At 72.6% G+C, this 16583-nt stretch carries 16 protein-coding genes; 4 read left to right on the forward strand and 12 right to left on the reverse strand.

Translation table 11 applies throughout. The features are described 5' to 3' along the window. Nucleotides 1–2: 2 nt before the first annotated feature. Nucleotides 3–362, reverse strand: a complete 360-nt coding sequence (locus AB0F89_RS26130; RefSeq protein ID WP_367128239.1) for a GntR family transcriptional regulator — start codon at nt 360–362, stop codon at nt 3–5. Nucleotides 363–459: 97 nt separating this feature from the next. On the opposite strand from AB0F89_RS26130, the gene AB0F89_RS26135 reads away from it, so the two are divergent. Continuing rightward, nucleotides 460–891, forward strand: a complete 432-nt coding sequence (locus AB0F89_RS26135; protein ID WP_367128240.1) for a hypothetical protein — start codon at nt 460–462, stop codon at nt 889–891. A 7-nt stretch (nt 892–898) separates the two neighbouring features. Here the strand turns inward: AB0F89_RS26135 and AB0F89_RS26140 are convergent, their stop codons facing one another. The 8 genes from AB0F89_RS26140 to AB0F89_RS26175 all read right to left on the reverse strand — a co-directional run bounded on the left by AB0F89_RS26140 (nt 899) and on the right by AB0F89_RS26175 (nt 9437). Next, complete coding sequence (locus AB0F89_RS26140; RefSeq protein WP_367128241.1) at nt 899–1288, reverse strand: hotdog domain-containing protein; 390 nt, start codon at nt 1286–1288, stop codon at nt 899–901. Continuing rightward, a complete protein-coding gene (locus AB0F89_RS26145) occupies nt 1285–2028 on the reverse strand; it encodes an OAM dimerization domain-containing protein (RefSeq protein ID WP_367128242.1) in 744 nt (247 codons plus the stop codon). The genes AB0F89_RS26140 and AB0F89_RS26145 overlap by 4 nt, the downstream gene beginning before the upstream one ends. Further along, on the reverse strand, nt 2025–3593 hold the full coding sequence (locus AB0F89_RS26150) for a lysine 5,6-aminomutase subunit alpha (RefSeq protein WP_367128243.1): 1569 nt from the start codon (nt 3591–3593) through the stop codon (nt 2025–2027). The genes AB0F89_RS26145 and AB0F89_RS26150 overlap by 4 nt, the downstream gene beginning before the upstream one ends. Before the next feature lie 54 nt (nt 3594–3647). Then, the gene (locus tag AB0F89_RS26155) at nt 3648–5219 is read right to left on the reverse strand and encodes an amidohydrolase (protein ID WP_367128244.1); all 1572 of its coding nucleotides are present in this window, start codon (nt 5217–5219) and stop codon (nt 3648–3650) included. Next, nucleotides 5216–6232 carry an L-erythro-3,5-diaminohexanoate dehydrogenase gene (locus tag AB0F89_RS26160; protein WP_367128245.1) on the reverse strand — a complete coding sequence of 339 codons (1017 nt, stop codon included), beginning with the start codon at nt 6230–6232 and terminating at the stop codon, nt 5216–5218. Before AB0F89_RS26160 ends, AB0F89_RS26155 begins: the two co-directional genes overlap by 4 nt. Before the next feature lie 196 nt (nt 6233–6428). Next, nucleotides 6429–7931, reverse strand: coding sequence for a tripartite tricarboxylate transporter permease (locus tag AB0F89_RS26165; protein ID WP_367128246.1), 1503 nt, complete (start codon nt 7929–7931; stop codon nt 6429–6431). Beyond that, on the reverse strand, nt 7924–8466 hold the full coding sequence (locus AB0F89_RS26170; protein ID WP_367128247.1) for a tripartite tricarboxylate transporter TctB family protein: 543 nt from the start codon (nt 8464–8466) through the stop codon (nt 7924–7926). The genes AB0F89_RS26165 and AB0F89_RS26170 overlap by 8 nt, the downstream gene beginning before the upstream one ends. After that, nucleotides 8463–9437 (reverse strand): Bug family tripartite tricarboxylate transporter substrate binding protein, encoded by a 975-nt coding sequence (locus tag AB0F89_RS26175; RefSeq protein WP_367128248.1) that lies wholly within the window; start codon nt 9435–9437, stop codon nt 8463–8465. The genes AB0F89_RS26170 and AB0F89_RS26175 overlap by 4 nt, the downstream gene beginning before the upstream one ends. 146 nt (nt 9438–9583) lie before the next feature. Between AB0F89_RS26175 and AB0F89_RS26180 the strand changes: the two genes are divergently transcribed. Beyond that, the gene (locus AB0F89_RS26180; RefSeq protein WP_367128249.1) at nt 9584–11164 is read left to right on the forward strand and encodes an ATP-binding protein; all 1581 of its coding nucleotides are present in this window, start codon (nt 9584–9586) and stop codon (nt 11162–11164) included. Continuing rightward, nucleotides 11161–11829 carry a response regulator gene (locus tag AB0F89_RS26185; RefSeq protein ID WP_367128250.1) on the forward strand — a complete coding sequence of 223 codons (669 nt, stop codon included), beginning with the start codon at nt 11161–11163 and terminating at the stop codon, nt 11827–11829. Before AB0F89_RS26180 ends, AB0F89_RS26185 begins: the two co-directional genes overlap by 4 nt. Nucleotides 11830–11892: 63 nt before the next feature. Here the strand turns inward: AB0F89_RS26185 and AB0F89_RS26190 are convergent, their stop codons facing one another. From AB0F89_RS26190 to AB0F89_RS26200, 3 genes are read right to left on the reverse strand one after another with little or no spacing between them, the layout of a single operon-like run. Then, on the reverse strand, nt 11893–13443 hold the full coding sequence (locus AB0F89_RS26190; RefSeq protein WP_367128251.1) for an alpha-amylase family protein: 1551 nt from the start codon (nt 13441–13443) through the stop codon (nt 11893–11895). Continuing rightward, nucleotides 13440–14399 carry a TIGR03885 family FMN-dependent LLM class oxidoreductase gene (locus tag AB0F89_RS26195; protein ID WP_367128252.1) on the reverse strand — a complete coding sequence of 320 codons (960 nt, stop codon included), beginning with the start codon at nt 14397–14399 and terminating at the stop codon, nt 13440–13442. Before AB0F89_RS26195 ends, AB0F89_RS26190 begins: the two co-directional genes overlap by 4 nt. A gap of 56 nt (nt 14400–14455) precedes the next feature. After that, a complete protein-coding gene (locus AB0F89_RS26200; RefSeq protein ID WP_367128253.1) occupies nt 14456–14971 on the reverse strand; it encodes an FxsA family protein in 516 nt (171 codons plus the stop codon). Nucleotides 14972–15078: 107 nt separating this feature from the next. Between AB0F89_RS26200 and AB0F89_RS26205 the strand changes: the two genes are divergently transcribed. Continuing rightward, nucleotides 15079–16464 carry a KamA family radical SAM protein gene (locus AB0F89_RS26205; protein WP_367128254.1) on the forward strand — a complete coding sequence of 462 codons (1386 nt, stop codon included), beginning with the start codon at nt 15079–15081 and terminating at the stop codon, nt 16462–16464. Nucleotides 16465–16583 lie beyond the last annotated feature (119 nt).

Consider the following 16583-nt stretch of genomic DNA (forward strand, 5'->3'; position numbering starts at 1 on the left):
GGTCAGGGTGTGTCGGTGAGGGCGGCGCGGACGATGTCGAGGGCTTCGTCGGCGGTGAGTCCCTGGTCGCGGGCGGTGGCGGCGTAGGTGTGGGCGGCGCGCAGGACGCGTTCGCGGCCGCGTTGGCCGGCGGCGCTGACGACGGTGCCGGCGCGGCCGCGGGTTTCGATGAGGCCGGCTTCCTCGAGTTCGCGGTAGGCGCGGGCGACGGTGTTGACGGCGAGGCCGAGGTCGGCGGCGAGGGCGCGGACGGTGGGCAGCCGGGCGCCGACGGGCAGGTCGCGGTCGGTGATGCGGCGGGCGAGCTGGGAGCGGACCTGTTCGTAGGGCGGCACGGTGGAGGCGGGGTCGAGGCTGATCACGTGCCCGATAGTGGCAGAGCGGGCGGCGCCGGCGGCAGCGCCGGGTGGGGTGACTCCGGGTCGCGGACCTGCGACGGACCGTGGCAGGGTGGTGGGTGTGCTCCGCAGACCGCTGCCGTTGACCGTGGCCTTGGCGTTGGTGGTGGGCGTGTCGTTGCTGGCGGTGCTGTCGGGGGCGCAGCGGCGGGTGGCGGGGGCGCCGGCGCCGTACTGCACGGTGTTGTCGGTGTTGTTCGACACCGACGGGGAGATGCGGCGGGTGGCGGCGGAGTTGCGGCGGGACGGCCGGGTGCGGGAGGTGCGGGACGAGCGCACGAAGTCCGCGAACCACGACCGGGTGACGGCGCGGTTGCGGGAGGAGGGCCGGTTCGACCTGGCGGACGCGACGCGGGTGGGGTCGACGCCGGCGTCGGTGCGGGTGGTGGAGGGGTTCGGGGTGGATCCGGCGGAGTTGGCGGGCGAGTTGCGCCAGCGGTTCCGGGTGAACCTGGTGGACGCGTGCGCGGAGCCGGGCGCGTGGGACCGGTGACCCGGGGTCAGCGCTTGGGTGCGACGACGGTGCCGCGGGCGCGGGTGACGACCAGGGGCGGGTCGAGGACGTCGGCGGCCGACGGGCCGCGGTGGGGTGCGGAGCGGCAGACGACGCGGGCTTCGAAGTCGAGGTCGCGGGAGCGGTTGCCGACGCGGACGAGGGTGGCGGTGGCCTCGATGACGTCGCCGGCGTGGACGGGCGCGAGGAACTCGACGTCGCGGTAGCCGGCGAAGAGCCCTTCGTCGGCGTCGGTGCGGATGAGCAGTTCGGTGGCGACGTCGCCGAACAGGCCCAGGCCGTAGGCGCCGTCGACGAGGGCGCCGCCGTAGTGGGCGTGGGAGTGGGGCACGTAGCGGCGGTGGGTGACGGTGAGGCCGACGGTGGGCGGGTTCACGGGGTGTGCTCCTTCTGGGTCCGCACGGCGTGGACGAGGTAGCTGGCGACTTCGCCGGGGGTGGTGCCGCGGCCGAAGACGCGGTCGACGCCGAGGTCGGCGGCCATGAGGGGGTCGAAGCGGGGTCCGCCGGCGATGAGCAGGGGCCGCCGCTCCCCCATGGCCTCGCGGAACGCGGCGGACAGCTCGCGGGTGTTGAGCAGGTGGGCGTCGCGCTGGGTGACGACCTGGGAGACCAGGACGGCGTCGGCTTTCTCGGCGCGGGCGCGGCGGACGAGGTCGGGGACGGAGACCTGGGCGCCGAGGTTGACGACGGTGAGCTCGCGGTAGTACTCCAGGCCCTTCTCGCCGGCGAAGCCCTTGATGTTGAGGATGGCGTCGATGCCGACGGTGTGGGCGTCGGTGCCGATGCAGGCGCCGACGACGACGAGCTTGCGGCGCAGGAGCCGTTTGACGGCGGCGTTGACGTCGGCGGGCGGGAGCAGGGGGTAGTCGCGCTCGACGACGTGGACGTCGTCGAGGTCGACGACGTGGCGCACGGAGCCGTAGACGACGAAGAAGGTGAAGTCGTCGCCGATGGGGTGGGAGTGCACGACCATGGCGGGGTCGATGCCCATGCGGTTGGCGAGTTGGCGGGCGGCGCCGTCGGCGCGGGGTCCGGCGGGGACGGGCAGGGTGAAGGAGGTCTGCACCATGCCGTCGCCGGTGGTGTCGCCGTAGGGGCGGACGTGGCGGGTCACGGGTGCGCCTCCAGCAGGTCCGTCGCGGGGTTGTGGTAGTCGTCGGCCTTGGCGATGACGCCGTCGGCGCCGCGGCCGCCGTCGGCGGGGCGTTTCATCAGGCCGAAGGTGCCGTCGGCGATGGCGGGCAGCAGGCCGTCCTCGGCGATGCGGCGCAGCAGGTCGACGGCGTCGGCGAGGACCCGGTGGGCGCGGGTGACGATGAGGCCGTCGGGGGCGGGCCGGAAGTCCTCGCGCAGTCCCCCGGCGGCGTCCAGGACGTAGCGGACGTTGGCCAGGGCGAGGTCGCGGTCGGACAGGAACGGGGTGACGACGGCTTCGGTCATCATGCCGACGAGCAGGATGGACTGGCCGGTGAGCAGGCCGGCGAGGTTGAAGAACCCGTCGAGCAGGTAGCCGTGGAACACGTCGCCGGTCATGTGCTTGGTGGGGGGCATCCACTTCAGCGGCGCGTCGGGGAACAGTTCGCGGGCCAGCAGGGCGTGGGCGAGTTCGAGGCGGAACGACTCGGGGACCTTGGGGTCGATCTCGAAGGCGTGGCCGAGGCCCAGCAGGTGGTCGGGCAGGCCGGCTTCGTGGGCGAAGTGCTCGTTGAGCAGTTGGGAGACGGTGACGGTGTGGGCGGCGTCGACGGCGTCGGCGGTGGTGAGATAGTTGTCCTCGCCGGTGTTGATGACGATGCCGGCGCGGGCGTGGACCTGGCGGGAGAACCGCTGGTCGACGAAGGTGCGCACGGGGTTGATGTCGCGGAACAGGATGCCGTACATGGAGTCGTTGAGCATCATGTCGAGGCGTTGCAGGCCGGCCAGGACGGCGATCTCGGGCATGCACAGCCCGGAGGCGTAGTTGGTCAGCCGCACGTAGCGGCCGACCTCCTTGGACACCTCGTCCAGGGCGGCGCGCATGATGCGGAAGTTCTCCTGGGTGGCGTAGGTGCCGGCGAAGCCGTGGTGGGTGGCTCCTTCGGGCACGTAGTCCAGCAGGGACTGGCCGGTGGAGCGGATGACGGCGATGACGTCGGCGCCGGCGCGGGCGGCGTTGCGGGCCTGCACGACGTCCTCGTCGATGTCGCCGGTGGCGACGATGAGGTAGATCCAGGGTCGTCGGGGCGGGTCGCCGAGCCTGGCGACGAGCTTGTCGCGGTGGGCGCGGTTGCGGTCGACGGTGCGCAGGCCGCGGGTGACGGCGGCGGTGGCGGCCTTGCGGGCCCGGTCGCGGGCGCGGCCCTCGGGCAGGGTGTAGCGGACGTGGCCGGCGGCGGTGGCCTCGGCGAGGTCGGTGAGGGTGGGCAGGTCGTGTTCGCGCAGGGCGTGGAAGACGGGCAGGGCGACGCCGTGGTCGAGGCCGCAGTGCTCGCGGACGGTGTCCACGACGCGGTTGACCCACGGCACGTCGCCGGCGCGGTGGGTGGAGTCGGCACCGGTGATGCCGGCCAGGCGGAGGGTGGCGCGCTCGACGGACACCGTGGTGTGGGCCTTGGCCAGGGCCACGACCGGCGCGGCGGCGCGGGCGGCGAGGTCGCGTGCCGCGGCGACGACCCGCGGGTCGAGGTCGAGCAGCGCCATGGGTCACTCCTTGTTCTTCCCGCCCCCGGCGTGGCCGGGGGCGGGAGGGGCCGGTCAGGTGGTGGTGTCGTGGATGGTGCGGCCGCGCAGGACGGTGCGCAGGCAGGTGGGCGCGGGTCCGGTGAGGGAGGGCAGGGCGGGGACGCGGGAGCGGGGGTCGGTGGACCAGCGCTGCACGCGGGTGTCGGGGGCGGCGACCTCGAGGTCGCCCGCGTCCCAGACGGCGTAGGTGGCGGGCGCGCCGGGTTGCAGGGTGCCGGTGAGGCCGTCGTCGACGCCGGCGGCGCGCCAGCCGCCGCGGGTGTGGGCGTTGAACGCGGCGCGCGGGGAGATGCCGGAGCCGTCGGTGCGGTGGTGCACGGCGGCCCTGATCGCGGCCCAGGGGTCGACGGCGGTGACGGGGGCGTCGCTGCCCAGGGCGAGGATGACGCCGGCGGCGGCGAGGCGGGAGAACGGGTTGAGCGCGGCGCCGCGGGCGGCGCCGAGGCGGCGGGCGTACATGCCGTCGGGTCCGCCCCACTCGTGGTCGAACAGGGGTTGGACGGAGGCGACGACGCCGTAGGAGGCCAGGGCGGCGGCCTGGTCTGGGGTGACCATCTCCAGGTGTTCGAGGCGGTGGCGGCGGGCGGCGAGGGCGGGCGCGCCGACGACGGCGGCGGCCCGGTGGAAGCCGTCGACGACGGCGGCGACGGCGGCGTCGCCGATGACGTGGAACCCGCCTTGCAGACCGGCTTCGGTGCAGGTGACGAGGTGGTGGGCGACGGCGTCGGCGTCGAGGTAGAGGGCGCCGGAGGTGTCGGCGTCGGCGTAGGGGGCGGTGAGGGCGGCGGTATGGGAGCCCAGGGCGCCGTCGACGAACAGGTCGCCGGCCAGGCCGTGCACGGGCAGGTCGACCGGTTCGGTGGCGCCCCAGTAGGCGACGACGTCGAGCAGGTCGGTGGCCAGCAGGTCGGCCAGGTCGTCGCGGCCGGAGATGTCGGGTCCGGCGCACTCGTGCACGGAGGCGATGCCGCGGGAGGCGGCGTGGGCGAGGAACGCGCGTTGCGCGGCGCGGCGCCGGTCGGCGGGCAGGGCGTCCTTGGCGGCGCCGCGGGCGTGGTGGTGGGCGGCGCGGGTGAGCGGCCCGTCGGGCGACCAGCCGTCGGCGTGGCGGGCGGCGGGCGCGAGGTCGAGCAGGGCGGTGGAGACCAGGGCGGAGTGCACGTCGACGCGGGAGAGGTAGACGGCGGCGCCGCCGGCGGCGGCGTCGAGTTCGGCGCGGGTGGGCGGCCGGTCGTCGGGCCAGCGGGTCTCGTCCCAGCCGTGGCCCCAGACCAGGGGTCCCTCGGCGGCGCGCACGGCGTCGAGCAGGTCGGCGGCGCTGCGGCAGCCGGTGAGGTCCAGGCCGGTGAGCTGCAGCCCGGCGGAGGTGGCGTGCACGTGGGCGTCGACGAAGGCGGGCGCGACGAACGCGCCGTCCAGGTCCACGACCCGCGCGTCGGGGTGCAGGGCGCGGCCGACGGGGTCCTGGCCCAGCCACACCACGGTGCCGTCGGCGACGGCCATGGCGGTGGCGTCGGGGGAGGTCGGGGAGTGGATGCGCCCGCCCACGAGCAGGAGCGTCGGGCCGCCGTTCACTGTGGTCACGCCCGGTGAGTCTGCCGGTGCTCGAACAGGGCCCGCACGGCAGGTTCGGCGCGCAGCAGGTCCAGGGCGAACGCGGCGTGGCCGGGCACGTAGCCGTTGCCGACGATCATCTCGACGTCGGCGGCCAGGCCCTCGGCGCCCAGCGCGGCGGCGGGGAAGGAGGTGGCCATGGAGAAGAACACGACGACGCCGCCGTCGGCGGTGGCCAGGATCGCGCCGTGCTCGCAGCCGGGCACGTCCACGCACACCACGGTCACGTCGGCCCGTCCCCCGACGGCGCGGGAGACGGCGACGGGGTCGCGGGCGTCGGCGACGACGACGGTGTCGGCCAGGCCGGTGCCGCGCACGGCGGCGGCTTCGGCGTCGGTGGGGACCAGGGCGGTCAGGTGGGACGCGCCGGCGCGGCGGGCGGCGGCCAGCGACAGCGACCCGGACTTGCCGCCGCCGCCCAGGACCAGGACCGACGGGGCGGTGCGGCGGCGCACGACGCGGTCGGTGAGGGCGGGCGCGCCGCACACGTCCAGGACGGACAGGGCCAGTTCCTCGGGCAGGTCGTCGGGCAGCACGGCGGCGATGGAGCGGCCGAACAGCACGGCGGTGCCCTCGCAGGGGACCTGTTCGCCCGTGCCGTCCCAGCGGGCCAGGCCGTCGGTGAGGCGCAGCGGGGTGAGGGTGAGCGAGACCAGGGTGGCGATCCGGTCGCCGACGCGCAGCCCGAGGGGCGAGTCGGGGCCGACGGCGCGCACGGAGCCCAGCAGCATGCCGCCGGAGCCGGTGACGGGGTTCTGCATCTTGCCGCGGTCGGCGACGATGTCGAGCACGGCCTGCCGGACGCCGTCGACGCCGTGCCGCTCGCGCAGCTGCCGGTAGGAGGCGGCGTCGAGGTTGAGGCGGTCGACGTCGACCAGGACCTCGTCGGGCCCGCACACGGGGGTGGCGTCCAGTCGCCGGGCCTGCTGCGGCAGCACCCCGACGGGTTCCAGGACGCGGTGCAGACCGTACGGCGAAGTCATGGAAATCCTTCGGTCGACAGGGCCGGGACGCGGATATCTTCACGTGAAGTGGCGAGATTCCGCAAGGGCGCACGGTCCGGGTGGCCGAAGGCAGGACTTTCGACAGCGACGGATCAGCCGGGGGCGGGTGGTCTGGGCGGGTGGTCCGGGTGTGTCGCCGCCGTGCGCAGCCCCTCGGTGCGCACGGCGGCGGACGTCACGGGTCCGGTGCCACTGTGGCGCGGCGGCGCCGCACCCGCAGCGTGACGGCGGCGACCAGCGCGAGCGCCAGCACCGCGTAGGCGACCGCGGCGAACGGGCTGGCGACCAGCGACGCCGGGTCCCCCTCCCCGATCTGCAGGGTGCGCCGCACCTGCTCCTCCGCCATCGGACCCAGGACCAGCCCGACGACCAGCGGCGCCACCGGGTAGCCGTGGCGGCGCATGAAGAACCCGACCAGCCCGACGACCAGCAGCACCACCAGGTCGTCCACCACGAAGTTCACCGCGTAGGTGCCCAGCGCCGCGAACAGCAGGATCCCCGCGTACAGGTAGGGCCGCGGGATGCGCAGCACCTTCACCCACAGCCGCGCCAGCGGCAGGTTCAGCACCAGCAGCATCACGTTGCCGATGTACAGCGACGCGATCAGCGCCCACACCATGGCCGCGTCGTCGGTGAACAGCAGCGGACCCGGCTGGATGCCGTAGCTCTGGAACGCGGCCACGATCACCGCCGCGGTCGCCGTCGTCGGCAACCCCAGCGTCAGCAGCGGCACCAGCACCCCGGCCGCGGCCGCGTTGTTGGCCGCCTCCGGACCGGCCACGCCCTCGATCGCGCCCTTCCCGAACTCCTCGGGCCGCCGGGACAGCTTCTTCTCCGCCGCGTAGGACAGGAACGTCGACACGTCGGCCCCGCCGGCGGGGATGGTGCCGATCGGGAACCCGATCGCCGTGCCGCGCAGCCACGGCTTCCACGACCGCCGCCAGAACTCGCCGGTCATCCACCTGCCGTCCACCGGCGCCACCCGCACCGGGCCGTGCCGCATCCGCGACGCCACGTGCAGCGCCTCGCCCACGGCGAACACCCCGACCGCGACCACCACCACGTCCACCCCGTCCGACAGCGTCGGCACGCCCAGGGTGAACCGCTGCTGCCCGGTCAGCGTGTCGGCGCCGACCAACCCGACGAACAGGCCCAGGCCCAGCGACGCCAACCCCCGCACCGGGGACGCGCCCAGCAGCGCGGCCACGGTCGTGAACGCCACCACCATCAGCGCCACGTAGTCCGCCGGGCCCAGCGTCACCGCCAGCCCGGCGATCGTCGGCGCCAGCGCGGTGAGCAGGATCGTGGCGATGGTGCCCGCCACGAACGACCCGATCGCCGCCGTCGCCAGCGCCGCCGCGCCACGCCCGGCGCGGGCCATCCGGTTGCCCTCCAGCGCCGTGACCACCGACGACGACTCGCCGGGTGTGTTGAGCAGGATCGACGTGGTCGACCCGCCGTACATGCCGCCGTAGTAGATGCCCGCGAAGATGATCAACGCGGCGGTGGGCGGCAGCGAGTAGGTCAGCGGCAGCAGCAGCGCCACCGTCATCGCCGGGCCGATGCCCGGCAGCACGCCCACGGCGGTGCCGAGGGTGACGCCCAGCAGGGCGTAGAGCAGGTACTCGGGCTGCACGGCGGTCGCGAAGCCCTCCAGCAGGGCGGTGAGGCTACCCATCGAGCAACGGCACCCCCTCGAACACGCCCGCCGGCAGCGACAGGCCCAACCCGGACGCGAACACCGCCTGCGCCACCAGCGCCAGCACCACCGCGACGCCCAGCGCCTTCCACCACACCGCGCCCAACGTCCACGCCGCGCCGGCGAACAGCACCACCGCGGCGGGCGGCCAGCCCACCGGGTCGATCAGCACCAGGTGCGCCACCAGCACCGCGACCAGCTTCGCCACCGTCGGCCAGTCGGTGCGCACCCCGGTGTCGACGTCCTCGGAGTCCTCCACCGCGCCCAGCCGGCCGCGGGCGGTGGCCACGATCGCGGCCACGCCCGTCACGATCAGCAACGCGCCCACCGCGTACGGGAACGCGCGGGGCCCGAGCGCCCCCAGCGGCCCGCGGGCGCCGATGGTGGTGGCGTCGACCAGGGTGAACACGCCCAGCGCCACGACCAGGCCCGCGAAGACGCACTCCTCGACCTTCGCCGACCCCGACCCGGGTGTGGGTGTCGGGGCCGGGTCCGTTCCGGCCGGGACGGTCACGGCACCAGGCCGATCTCCTGCAGCACCGGCTTGATCCGGCCGATCTCCACGGTCAGGAACGTGGAGAACTCGTGCCCGGTCTGGAACGTGTCGGTCCAGCCCTTCTTCTTCAGCTCCTCCTGCCACTGCGGGCTGGCGTGCATGTCGGTGACCAGCTTCACCAGCCGGTCCTTCGCCGCCACCGGGATCGACCCCGGCGCCACCACCCCGCGCCAGTTGATCAGCTCCACCCCGGTGCCCAGGCTCGTGAACGTCGGCGCCTTCAACTCCGGGTGCTCCTCCGGCCCCGACGTGCCCAGCGCCCGCAGCTTGCCCGCCTTGATCTGCTCCAGGTACTCGCCGACCCCGGAGATCCCCGCGTCGACCTTCCCGCCCAGCAGCGCCGCCAACGACTCGCCGCCCCCGGAGTAGGCCACGTAGTTCAGCTTCGCCGGGTCGATGCCCTTCGCCCGCAGCAGCATCCCCGCCAGGACGTGGTCCGTCCCGCCGGAGGACCCGCCGGTGATCGTCACCCCCTGGCCCTTCTCCTCCACCGCCGCCAGCAGCTGCTCGATCGTCTGGTAGGGCGAGTCGGCGGGCACCACGACCACCTCGTCCTCCGCGGTCAACCGCGCGATCGGCGTCGTGTCCTCCAACCGCTTGTCCACCCCGTTGGTCTCCACCGCGCCCACCATCACCAGCCCGGTGACCATCAGGTAGCTCTCCGAGCGCTCGTTGGCCAACTTCTGCAGCCCGACCGTCCCCCCGGCCCCGCCCACGTTGCTGACCTGCACCGAGTCCGCCAGCCCCGCGCCGCCGATCGCCGCCTGCATCGCCCGCGCCGTCTGGTCCCAGCCACCGCCCGGGTCCGCCGGCGCCATGATCTCCAACCGGCCCACGTCACCGGCCGCGCCGCCGGCGCCGCCACAGCCCGCGAGCACCAGGCCCGCGGCGGCCACCACCGCGAGAAGTCGGGTGCGCTGTCCTGCCATCGCCGTTCCTCCACCTTCACCACCGCGACGCCGTCGCCCCGGTGGCCGGGAACGCTAGGAGCACCCGCCCCCCACCAGGGGGCAAAGGTCGTAAGGGCCGTATTGGTCGTTTAGGTCGTGGCCCGGCTCACACACCGTGGGCCAGAATGCCCGACATGCGCCGCCGCTCGGTCCCCCTCGGTGTCACCCTGCTCGTCCTGCAGGTGCTCATCGTGCTCGCCACCACCTGCGCGGCCGGCCTCCTCGCCGCCAAGCTCCAGAGCGACCGCATCCGCGAGGCCTACAAGGACCGCATGCTCTCCGTCGCCGAGAGCGTCGCCCGCCTGCCCACCGTCATCGACGCCTTCACCTCCCCCGCCCCCGCCGACACCATCCAGCCCCTCGCCGAACTGCTCCGCAAAGCCTCCGGCGTCACCTACGTCGTCGTCACCGACCTCCACGGCGTCCGCTACGCCCACCCCGACCCCGCCCGCATCGGCGAGAAGGTCTCCACCGACCCCACCACCGCCCTGTCCGGCCGCGTCTTCGTCGGCACCGAGACCGGCACCCTCGGCACCTCCCTGCGCGCCAAGGTCCCCATCCGCGCCACCACCGGCGACATCATCGGCATGGCCTCCGTCGGCATCCTCGAAAGCGCCCTCGCCGCCGACCTCGCCGAAGACCTCCCCGAACTCATCGGCTGGCTCGCCGCCGCCGCCCTCGTCGGCGTCCTCGGCGCCACCCTCGTCACCCACCTGGTCCGCAAGCGCACCTTCCGCCTCGAACCCGACGAGATCGCCCACCTCCTCGAAACCCGCGACGCCATGCTCCACGGCATCCGCGAAGGCGTCGTCGCCGTCGACCAGCACGAACGCCTCGTCCTGGTCAACGACGAGGCGCTGCGCCTGCTCGACCTCACCGACGACCCCACCGGCAAACCCGCCGCCCACGTCCTGGAGGACGGCGGCCTGCTCGACCTCGCCCGCACCCACGACGACGTCGCCGACCGCCTCGTCCTGGCCGGCGAACGCGTCCTGGTCGCCAACCGCATGACCGCCAAGACCCACGGCCGCCCCGTCGGCGTCGTCCTCACCCTCCGCGACCGCACCGAACTCCACGACGCCCTGCGCGCCCTCGACGGCCAGCGCACCGTCACCGAAGTCCTCCGCGCCCAGGCCCACGAGTTCACCAACCACCTCCACGTCATCAGCGGCCTGGTCGAACTCGACCGCCGCGACGACGCCGTCGCCTACATCGAACGCGTCGGCGGCGCGGGCTCCCCCACCTCCGACATCATCGGCGGCGCCATGACCGACCCCGCCCTCGCCGCGCTCCTGCTGGCCAAGTCCTCCACCGCCCACGAACGCGGCGTCGCCCTGCGCCTGGACCCCGCCACCACCATCGACACCCGCACCGGCGACGACGCCCTCACCGTCCTGGGCAACCTCGTGGACAACGCCGTCGACGCCGTCGACCCCGGCGGCACCGTCCGCGTCCTCGTCCGCTCCGACACCACCGGCGTCCGCCTCGTCGTCGACGACGACGGACCCGGCGTCGAACCCGCCCAACGCGGACGCGTCTTCACCCTCGGCGTCAGCACCAAAGCACCCGAAGGCGCCCACGGCCGCGGCATCGGCCTCGCCCTCGTCTCCCGCGTCGTCACCCGCCGCAGCGGCCGGGTCCGCGTCACCCACTCCGAACTCGGCGGCGCCTCCTTCGACGTCTGGCTCCCGGAGGCCGCCCGATGACCGTCCGCACCCTCGTCGTCGACGACGACTTCGCCGTCGCCGCCGTCCACCGCGGCTTCCTCGACACCCTGCCCGACTTCACCGTCGTCGGCGAAGCCCACGGCGGCGGCGAAGCCCTGCGCGCCGTCGACACCCTGCGCCCCGACCTCGTCCTGCTCGACATCCACCTGCCCGACATCCCCGGCCTCGAAGTCCTCGCCCGCCTGCGCGCCCGCCCCGGACCACCCGTCGACGTCATCGCCGTCACCGCCGCCCGCGAACGCGAGACCGTCCGCCAGGCCATGTCCCGCGGCGTCGACCACTACCTCGTCAAACCCTTCACCCGCACCGCGTTCCTCGACCGCATGCGCGAATACCTCGCCCGCCGCACCGAGGTCCAACGCCTCGGCCCCTGGCTCGACCAGGACGAAGTCGACCAGCTCCTGCAACACCGACCCCGCCTCGCCCTGCCCAAGGGCCTGTCCCCCGTCACCCTCAAACTCGTCGTCGACGCCCTGCGCACCACCGACCACGACCTGTCCGCCCAGGAGGTCGGCGACCGCGCCGGCCTCTCCCGCGTCAGCGCCCGCCGCTACCTCGAACACCTCGTCACCACCGGCAAGGCCGAGGTCCAACCCCGCTACGGCATGGCCAACCGACCCGCCCACGGCTACCGCCTCACCTGACCACACGCGTCGGGGCCCGCCGGGGTGACACCACCCGGCGGGCCCCGACGCGCGGTCACCAGGTCAGGACGCAGCGACCTGCCGGAACCAGCGGACCCCGTAAGGACCCAGCTCCACCACCGCCGTCCCGTCCTTCCCCGGCTTCACCGTCCCGTCCACCAACAGGTCCGTCAGCACACCCTCCACCTTCGGCACCTCCACCGACGCGTCCCGATCGGCCAGGTTGTGCACCGCCACCACCGTCCCGCCGTCGATCGAGCACCGGTGCGCCAACACCGCCGGATCCGCCGAGTCGATCACCTCGAACTCGCCCCACGCCAACTCCGGGCACTCCCGGTAGCGCTCCACCAACAACCGCGCCCACCCCAACAACGACCCCGGATCCCGCCGCTGCTCCGCCACCGCGTCCCACCACATCGGCGTCCGCACCGCCAACCGGCCCTCCAACGACAGGTCCTCCGTCATCCCCACCTCCTCGCCGTAGAACAACACCGGCGTCCCCGGCAACGAGAACAACAGGCTGTACACCATCTTCACCCGCCGCAGATCACCCCCCAACATCGACGGCAACCGCCGCCGCAACCCCCGCCCGTACAACTGCATGTCCTCATCCGGACCGAAAGCCGCGAACACCTCCTCCCGCTCCGGCACCGTCAACTTGTCCAACGTCAACTCGTCGTGGTTGCGCACGAACGTCGCCCAATGACAATCCCGCGGCGGCTCCGGGCGCTCCTTCAACGCGTGCGCCAACGGACTCGCCTGCTGCCGCGCCAACGACAAGTACATCTGCTGCATCCCGACGAAGTCGAAACACATGTGCAACTCGTCGCCCACGCTGTCCGAACCGCCGAAGAACGCCATCGCCTCCGTGTACGGCAGGTTCACCTCGCCCAACAACACCGCCTCGCCGTTGCGCCGCGACAGGAACGCCCGCAGATCCGCCAGGTACTCGTGCGGATCCGGCAACGCCTCGATCGGCGCCTCCAGCAGGAACGGCACCGCGTCCACCCGGAACCCCGACAGCCCCAACTCCATCCAGAAACCCATCACCCGCGCGATCTCGTCCCGCACCCGCGGGTTCGCCACGTTCAGATCAGGCTGGTGCCGGTAGAACCGGTGCAGGTAGTACCGCTTCGCCTTCCGGTCGTACGTCCACAGCGACGTCTCCTTGTCCGGGAACACCACACCCTCGTGCTCGTCCGCCGGCGGCTCGTCCCGCCACACGTACCAATCGTGATAAGGGCTCTTCGGATCCCGCGCCGCCTGGAACCACGGGTGCTGATCCGACGTGTGGTTCACCACCAGGTCCGCGATCACCCGCATCCCCCGGTCCCGCGCCGTCCGCACGAACTCCACGAAATCGCCCAACGTCCCCAACCGCGGGTCCACCCCGTAGAAATCCGTGATGTCATAACCGTCATCACGATCCGGCGTCGGGAAGAACGGCATCAACCACAAGCACGTCACACCCAACCGGTGCAAGTGGTCGATCTTGTCGATCAACCCCCGGAAATCACCGTGACCATCACCGTCCGAATCGTGGAACGTCTCCACGTCCAAGCAGTACACCACCGCGTTCTTCCACCACAGGTCCGCCGTCCTGGTCAACCTCACGACCGCACCTCCGGCAGCACCCGCTCGCCGAACGCGTCCAGGAACCGCTCCTGCTCCCGACCCACGTGGTGCAGGTACACCTCCTCGAACCCCAGGTCCACATACTCCCGCACCACCTTCGCGTGCCACCCCAGGTCCGACGACACGTTCACCACCTCCGCCACCCGATCCACACCCACGTCCCGCGACACCAGGTCGAAGTGCTCCGCCGTGTCCAGGTCCCAGCAGATCGGCGGCGGGAACACGTTGCTCCGCCACTGGTGGTGCGCCAACTCCCGCGCCTCGTCCTCCGACTCCGCCCAGCTCAGGTGCACCTGCAAGTGCAACTTCCCCCGGCCCCCCGCATCCCGGTACGCCCCCGCGATCCGCTCCAACCGCTCCACCGGCGCGTTCACCGTGATCAACCCGTCAGCCCACTCCGCGCACCACCGCGCCGTCTCCTCGCTCACCGCCGCGCCCACCAACAACGGCGCCACCTCCGGCCTCGTCCACAACCGCGCCCGGTCCACCGTCACCAAGCCGTCGTGACTGACCTCCTCACCCGCCAACAACGCCCGGATCACGTCCACGCACTCGCGCAACCGCGCGTTCCGCACGTCCTTGCGCGGCCACCCACCACCCGTGATGTGCTCGTTGCTCGCCTCACCACTGCCCAACGCCGCCCAGAACCGACCCGGGTACATCGCGCCCAACGTCCCGATCGCCTGCGCCACGATCGCCGGGTGGTACCGCTGCCCCGGCGCGTTCACCACCCCGAACGGCAAGCTCGTCGACTGCAGCGCCGCGCCCAACCACGACCACGCGAACGCCGACTCCCCCTGCCGCTCACTCCACGGCGAGAAGTGGTCCGAGCACATCGCCGCGTCGAACCCGACCCGCTCGGCCTGCTGCACCGCGGCCAACAGCGCGGACGGATGAACCTGCTCGTGCGAAGCGTGCACACCGATGACGGTCATGCCGCATCACATACCCAACTCACCCCCGACCGACACGCCACCCCACCGGCGCCCGCTCACGGCAACTCGGGCCGCCGACCCGACTCCGGACGCACGTCCGCCACACCACCGTCGACAACCCCGCCGTCGACCACCCCGCCATCCACCACATCGCCGTCCACCACCACACCACCCGCCATCGGCGGCCGCCCGTACCGGAAGTTCAACGCCATCGCCCGCTCACGCGCCTCCGCCCGCCGCGCCATCCGCCGGCTCACCACCCGCCGCACCGGCGGGACCAGCAACGACAACCCCACCACATCGCTCACGAACCCCGGCAGCACGATCAACAACCCCGCCACCGCGATCAACACCCCGTCCGCCACCTCCTGGTGCGGCGCCCGCCGCGACCGCACCGCCTCCGAGAACGCCGCCACCGTCCGCGCACCCTCACGACGCATCAACACCGAACCCACCACCCCGCCCAGCACCAGCAGACCCAGGGTCGGCAACAGACCCCACGCCCCGAACGCCGCCACCAGGACGGTGACCTCCACGGCCAAACCCACCAGCACAACCAGCAACACGCGCATACCCCACCCAACGCACAACCCACCCCAAACGCTCCCCGCCGAAATATTTACGTCCAACAGGGCATCTGGCAACATATCTTCCACCACCACGAGGGTAGGGAGCACGGATGACCGCGCTACACGAGGCCACCACCACCCACCGGGCTGACCTCCAGCCCTACACCTACGTGCGCCGCGAACTCGTCGAACCCGACTGGCGCCGCCTCCCCGGCTGGCACCACGTCACCGACGCCCAATGGCGCGACGCCCAGTGGCAACGCGCCAACTGCGTCAAGAACACCAAGCAGCTCCGCACCCTCATGGGCGACCTGCTCACCGACCGCTTCTACCACCAACTCGAAGCCGACCAGCAGCACTCGGCCACCATGTCCATGCTCATCCCACCCCAGATGATCAACACCATGGCGCCCGACGCCCCCCTCGACCCCGACACCTTCACCGAAGCCTTCTTCGCCGACCCCATCCGCCGCTACATGCTCCCCGTCCACTCCGACCGCGACCCCGACTGGCCCAGCCACCCCCACTCCACCCGCGACTCCCTCCACGAAGCCGAGATGTGGGTCGTCGAAGGACTCACCCACCGCTACCCCACCAAAGTCCTCGCCGAACTCGTCTCCACCTGCCCCCAGTACTGCGGCCACTGCACCCGCATGGACCTCGTCGGCAACTCCACCCCCCAGGTCCAGAAGCACAAGCTCGCCCTCAAACCCGTCGACCGCCAAGACCGGATGATCGACTACCTCAAGCGCACACCCGGCGTCCGCGACGTCGTCGTCTCCGGCGGCGACGTCGCCAACGTCCCCTGGCCCCAACTCGAGTCGTTCCTCATGCGACTGCTCGACATCGACACCGTCCGCGACGTCCGCCTCGCCACCAAGGCCCTCGCCGGACTACCCCAGCACTGGCTCCAGCCCAAGGTCGTCGAAGGACTCGAACGCGTCGCCCGCACCGCCGGCCGCCGCGGCGTCAACCTCGCCATCCACACCCACGTCAACCACGTGCAATCCGTGACGCCGCTCGTCGCCGAAGCCGCCCGCACCGCCCTGGAGATCGGCGTCCGCGACGTCCGCAACCAGGGCGTGCTCATGAAGGGCGTCAACGCCACCCCAGACGACCTGCTCGACCTCTGCTTCGCCCTCCAGGGCGAGGCGAACATCCTGCCCTACTACTTCTACATGTGCGACATGATCCCCAACGCCGAGCACTGGCGCGTCGCCGTCTGGGAAGCGCAGGAACTCCAGCACGCGATCATGGGCTACCTGCCCGGCTACGCCACCCCCCGCATCGTCTGCGACGTCCCCTACGTCGGCAAGCGCTGGGTCCACCAGCTCCACGAGTACGACCGCGAGCTGGGCATCTCCTACTGGACCAAGAACTACCGCACCGGCATCGAGCTGGACGACGCCGAAGCGCTCGACCGCCGCCACCCGTACTACGACCCGATCTCCACCCTCGGCGACGCGGGCCGCCGCTGGTGGTCCGAGCAGGGCTGACCCGGCCGGGGAGCCCAGCGCCAGGGCTCCCCGGCTGCTTTTTCCTCGCTGTCGCCCTGCACCGGGGCTGCGTGTTTAATTTCGGTCAACACTGAAGCTATAGAGAAAGATGAAGTGCG

It is taken from the genome of Saccharothrix sp. HUAS TT1, assembly GCF_040744945.1.
Lineage (GTDB): Bacteria > Actinomycetota > Actinomycetes > Mycobacteriales > Pseudonocardiaceae > Actinosynnema.

Bases quoted from the DNA above. Each gene is read 5' to 3' on its own strand.
- AB0F89_RS26205 (WP_367128254.1), top strand. From the start codon at position 15,079: ATGACCGCGCTACACGAGGCCACCACCACCCACCGGGCTGACCTCCAG.
- AB0F89_RS26180 (WP_367128249.1), top strand. From the start codon at position 9,584: ATGCCCGACATGCGCCGCCGCTCGGTCCCCCTCGGTGTCACCCTGCTC.
- AB0F89_RS26195 (WP_367128252.1), bottom strand. From the start codon at position 14,399: ATGACCGTCATCGGTGTGCACGCTTCGCACGAGCAGGTTCATCCGTCC.
- AB0F89_RS26200 (WP_367128253.1), bottom strand. From the start codon at position 14,971: ATGCGCGTGTTGCTGGTTGTGCTGGTGGGTTTGGCCGTGGAGGTCACC.
- AB0F89_RS26150 (WP_367128243.1), bottom strand. From the start codon at position 3,593: ATGGCGCTGCTCGACCTCGACCCGCGGGTCGTCGCCGCGGCACGCGAC.
- AB0F89_RS26160 (WP_367128245.1), bottom strand. From the start codon at position 6,232: ATGACTTCGCCGTACGGTCTGCACCGCGTCCTGGAACCCGTCGGGGTG.
- AB0F89_RS26175 (WP_367128248.1), bottom strand. From the start codon at position 9,437: ATGGCAGGACAGCGCACCCGACTTCTCGCGGTGGTGGCCGCCGCGGGC.
- AB0F89_RS26165 (WP_367128246.1), bottom strand. From the start codon at position 7,931: ATGGGTAGCCTCACCGCCCTGCTGGAGGGCTTCGCGACCGCCGTGCAG.
- AB0F89_RS26185 (WP_367128250.1), top strand. From the start codon at position 11,161: ATGACCGTCCGCACCCTCGTCGTCGACGACGACTTCGCCGTCGCCGCC.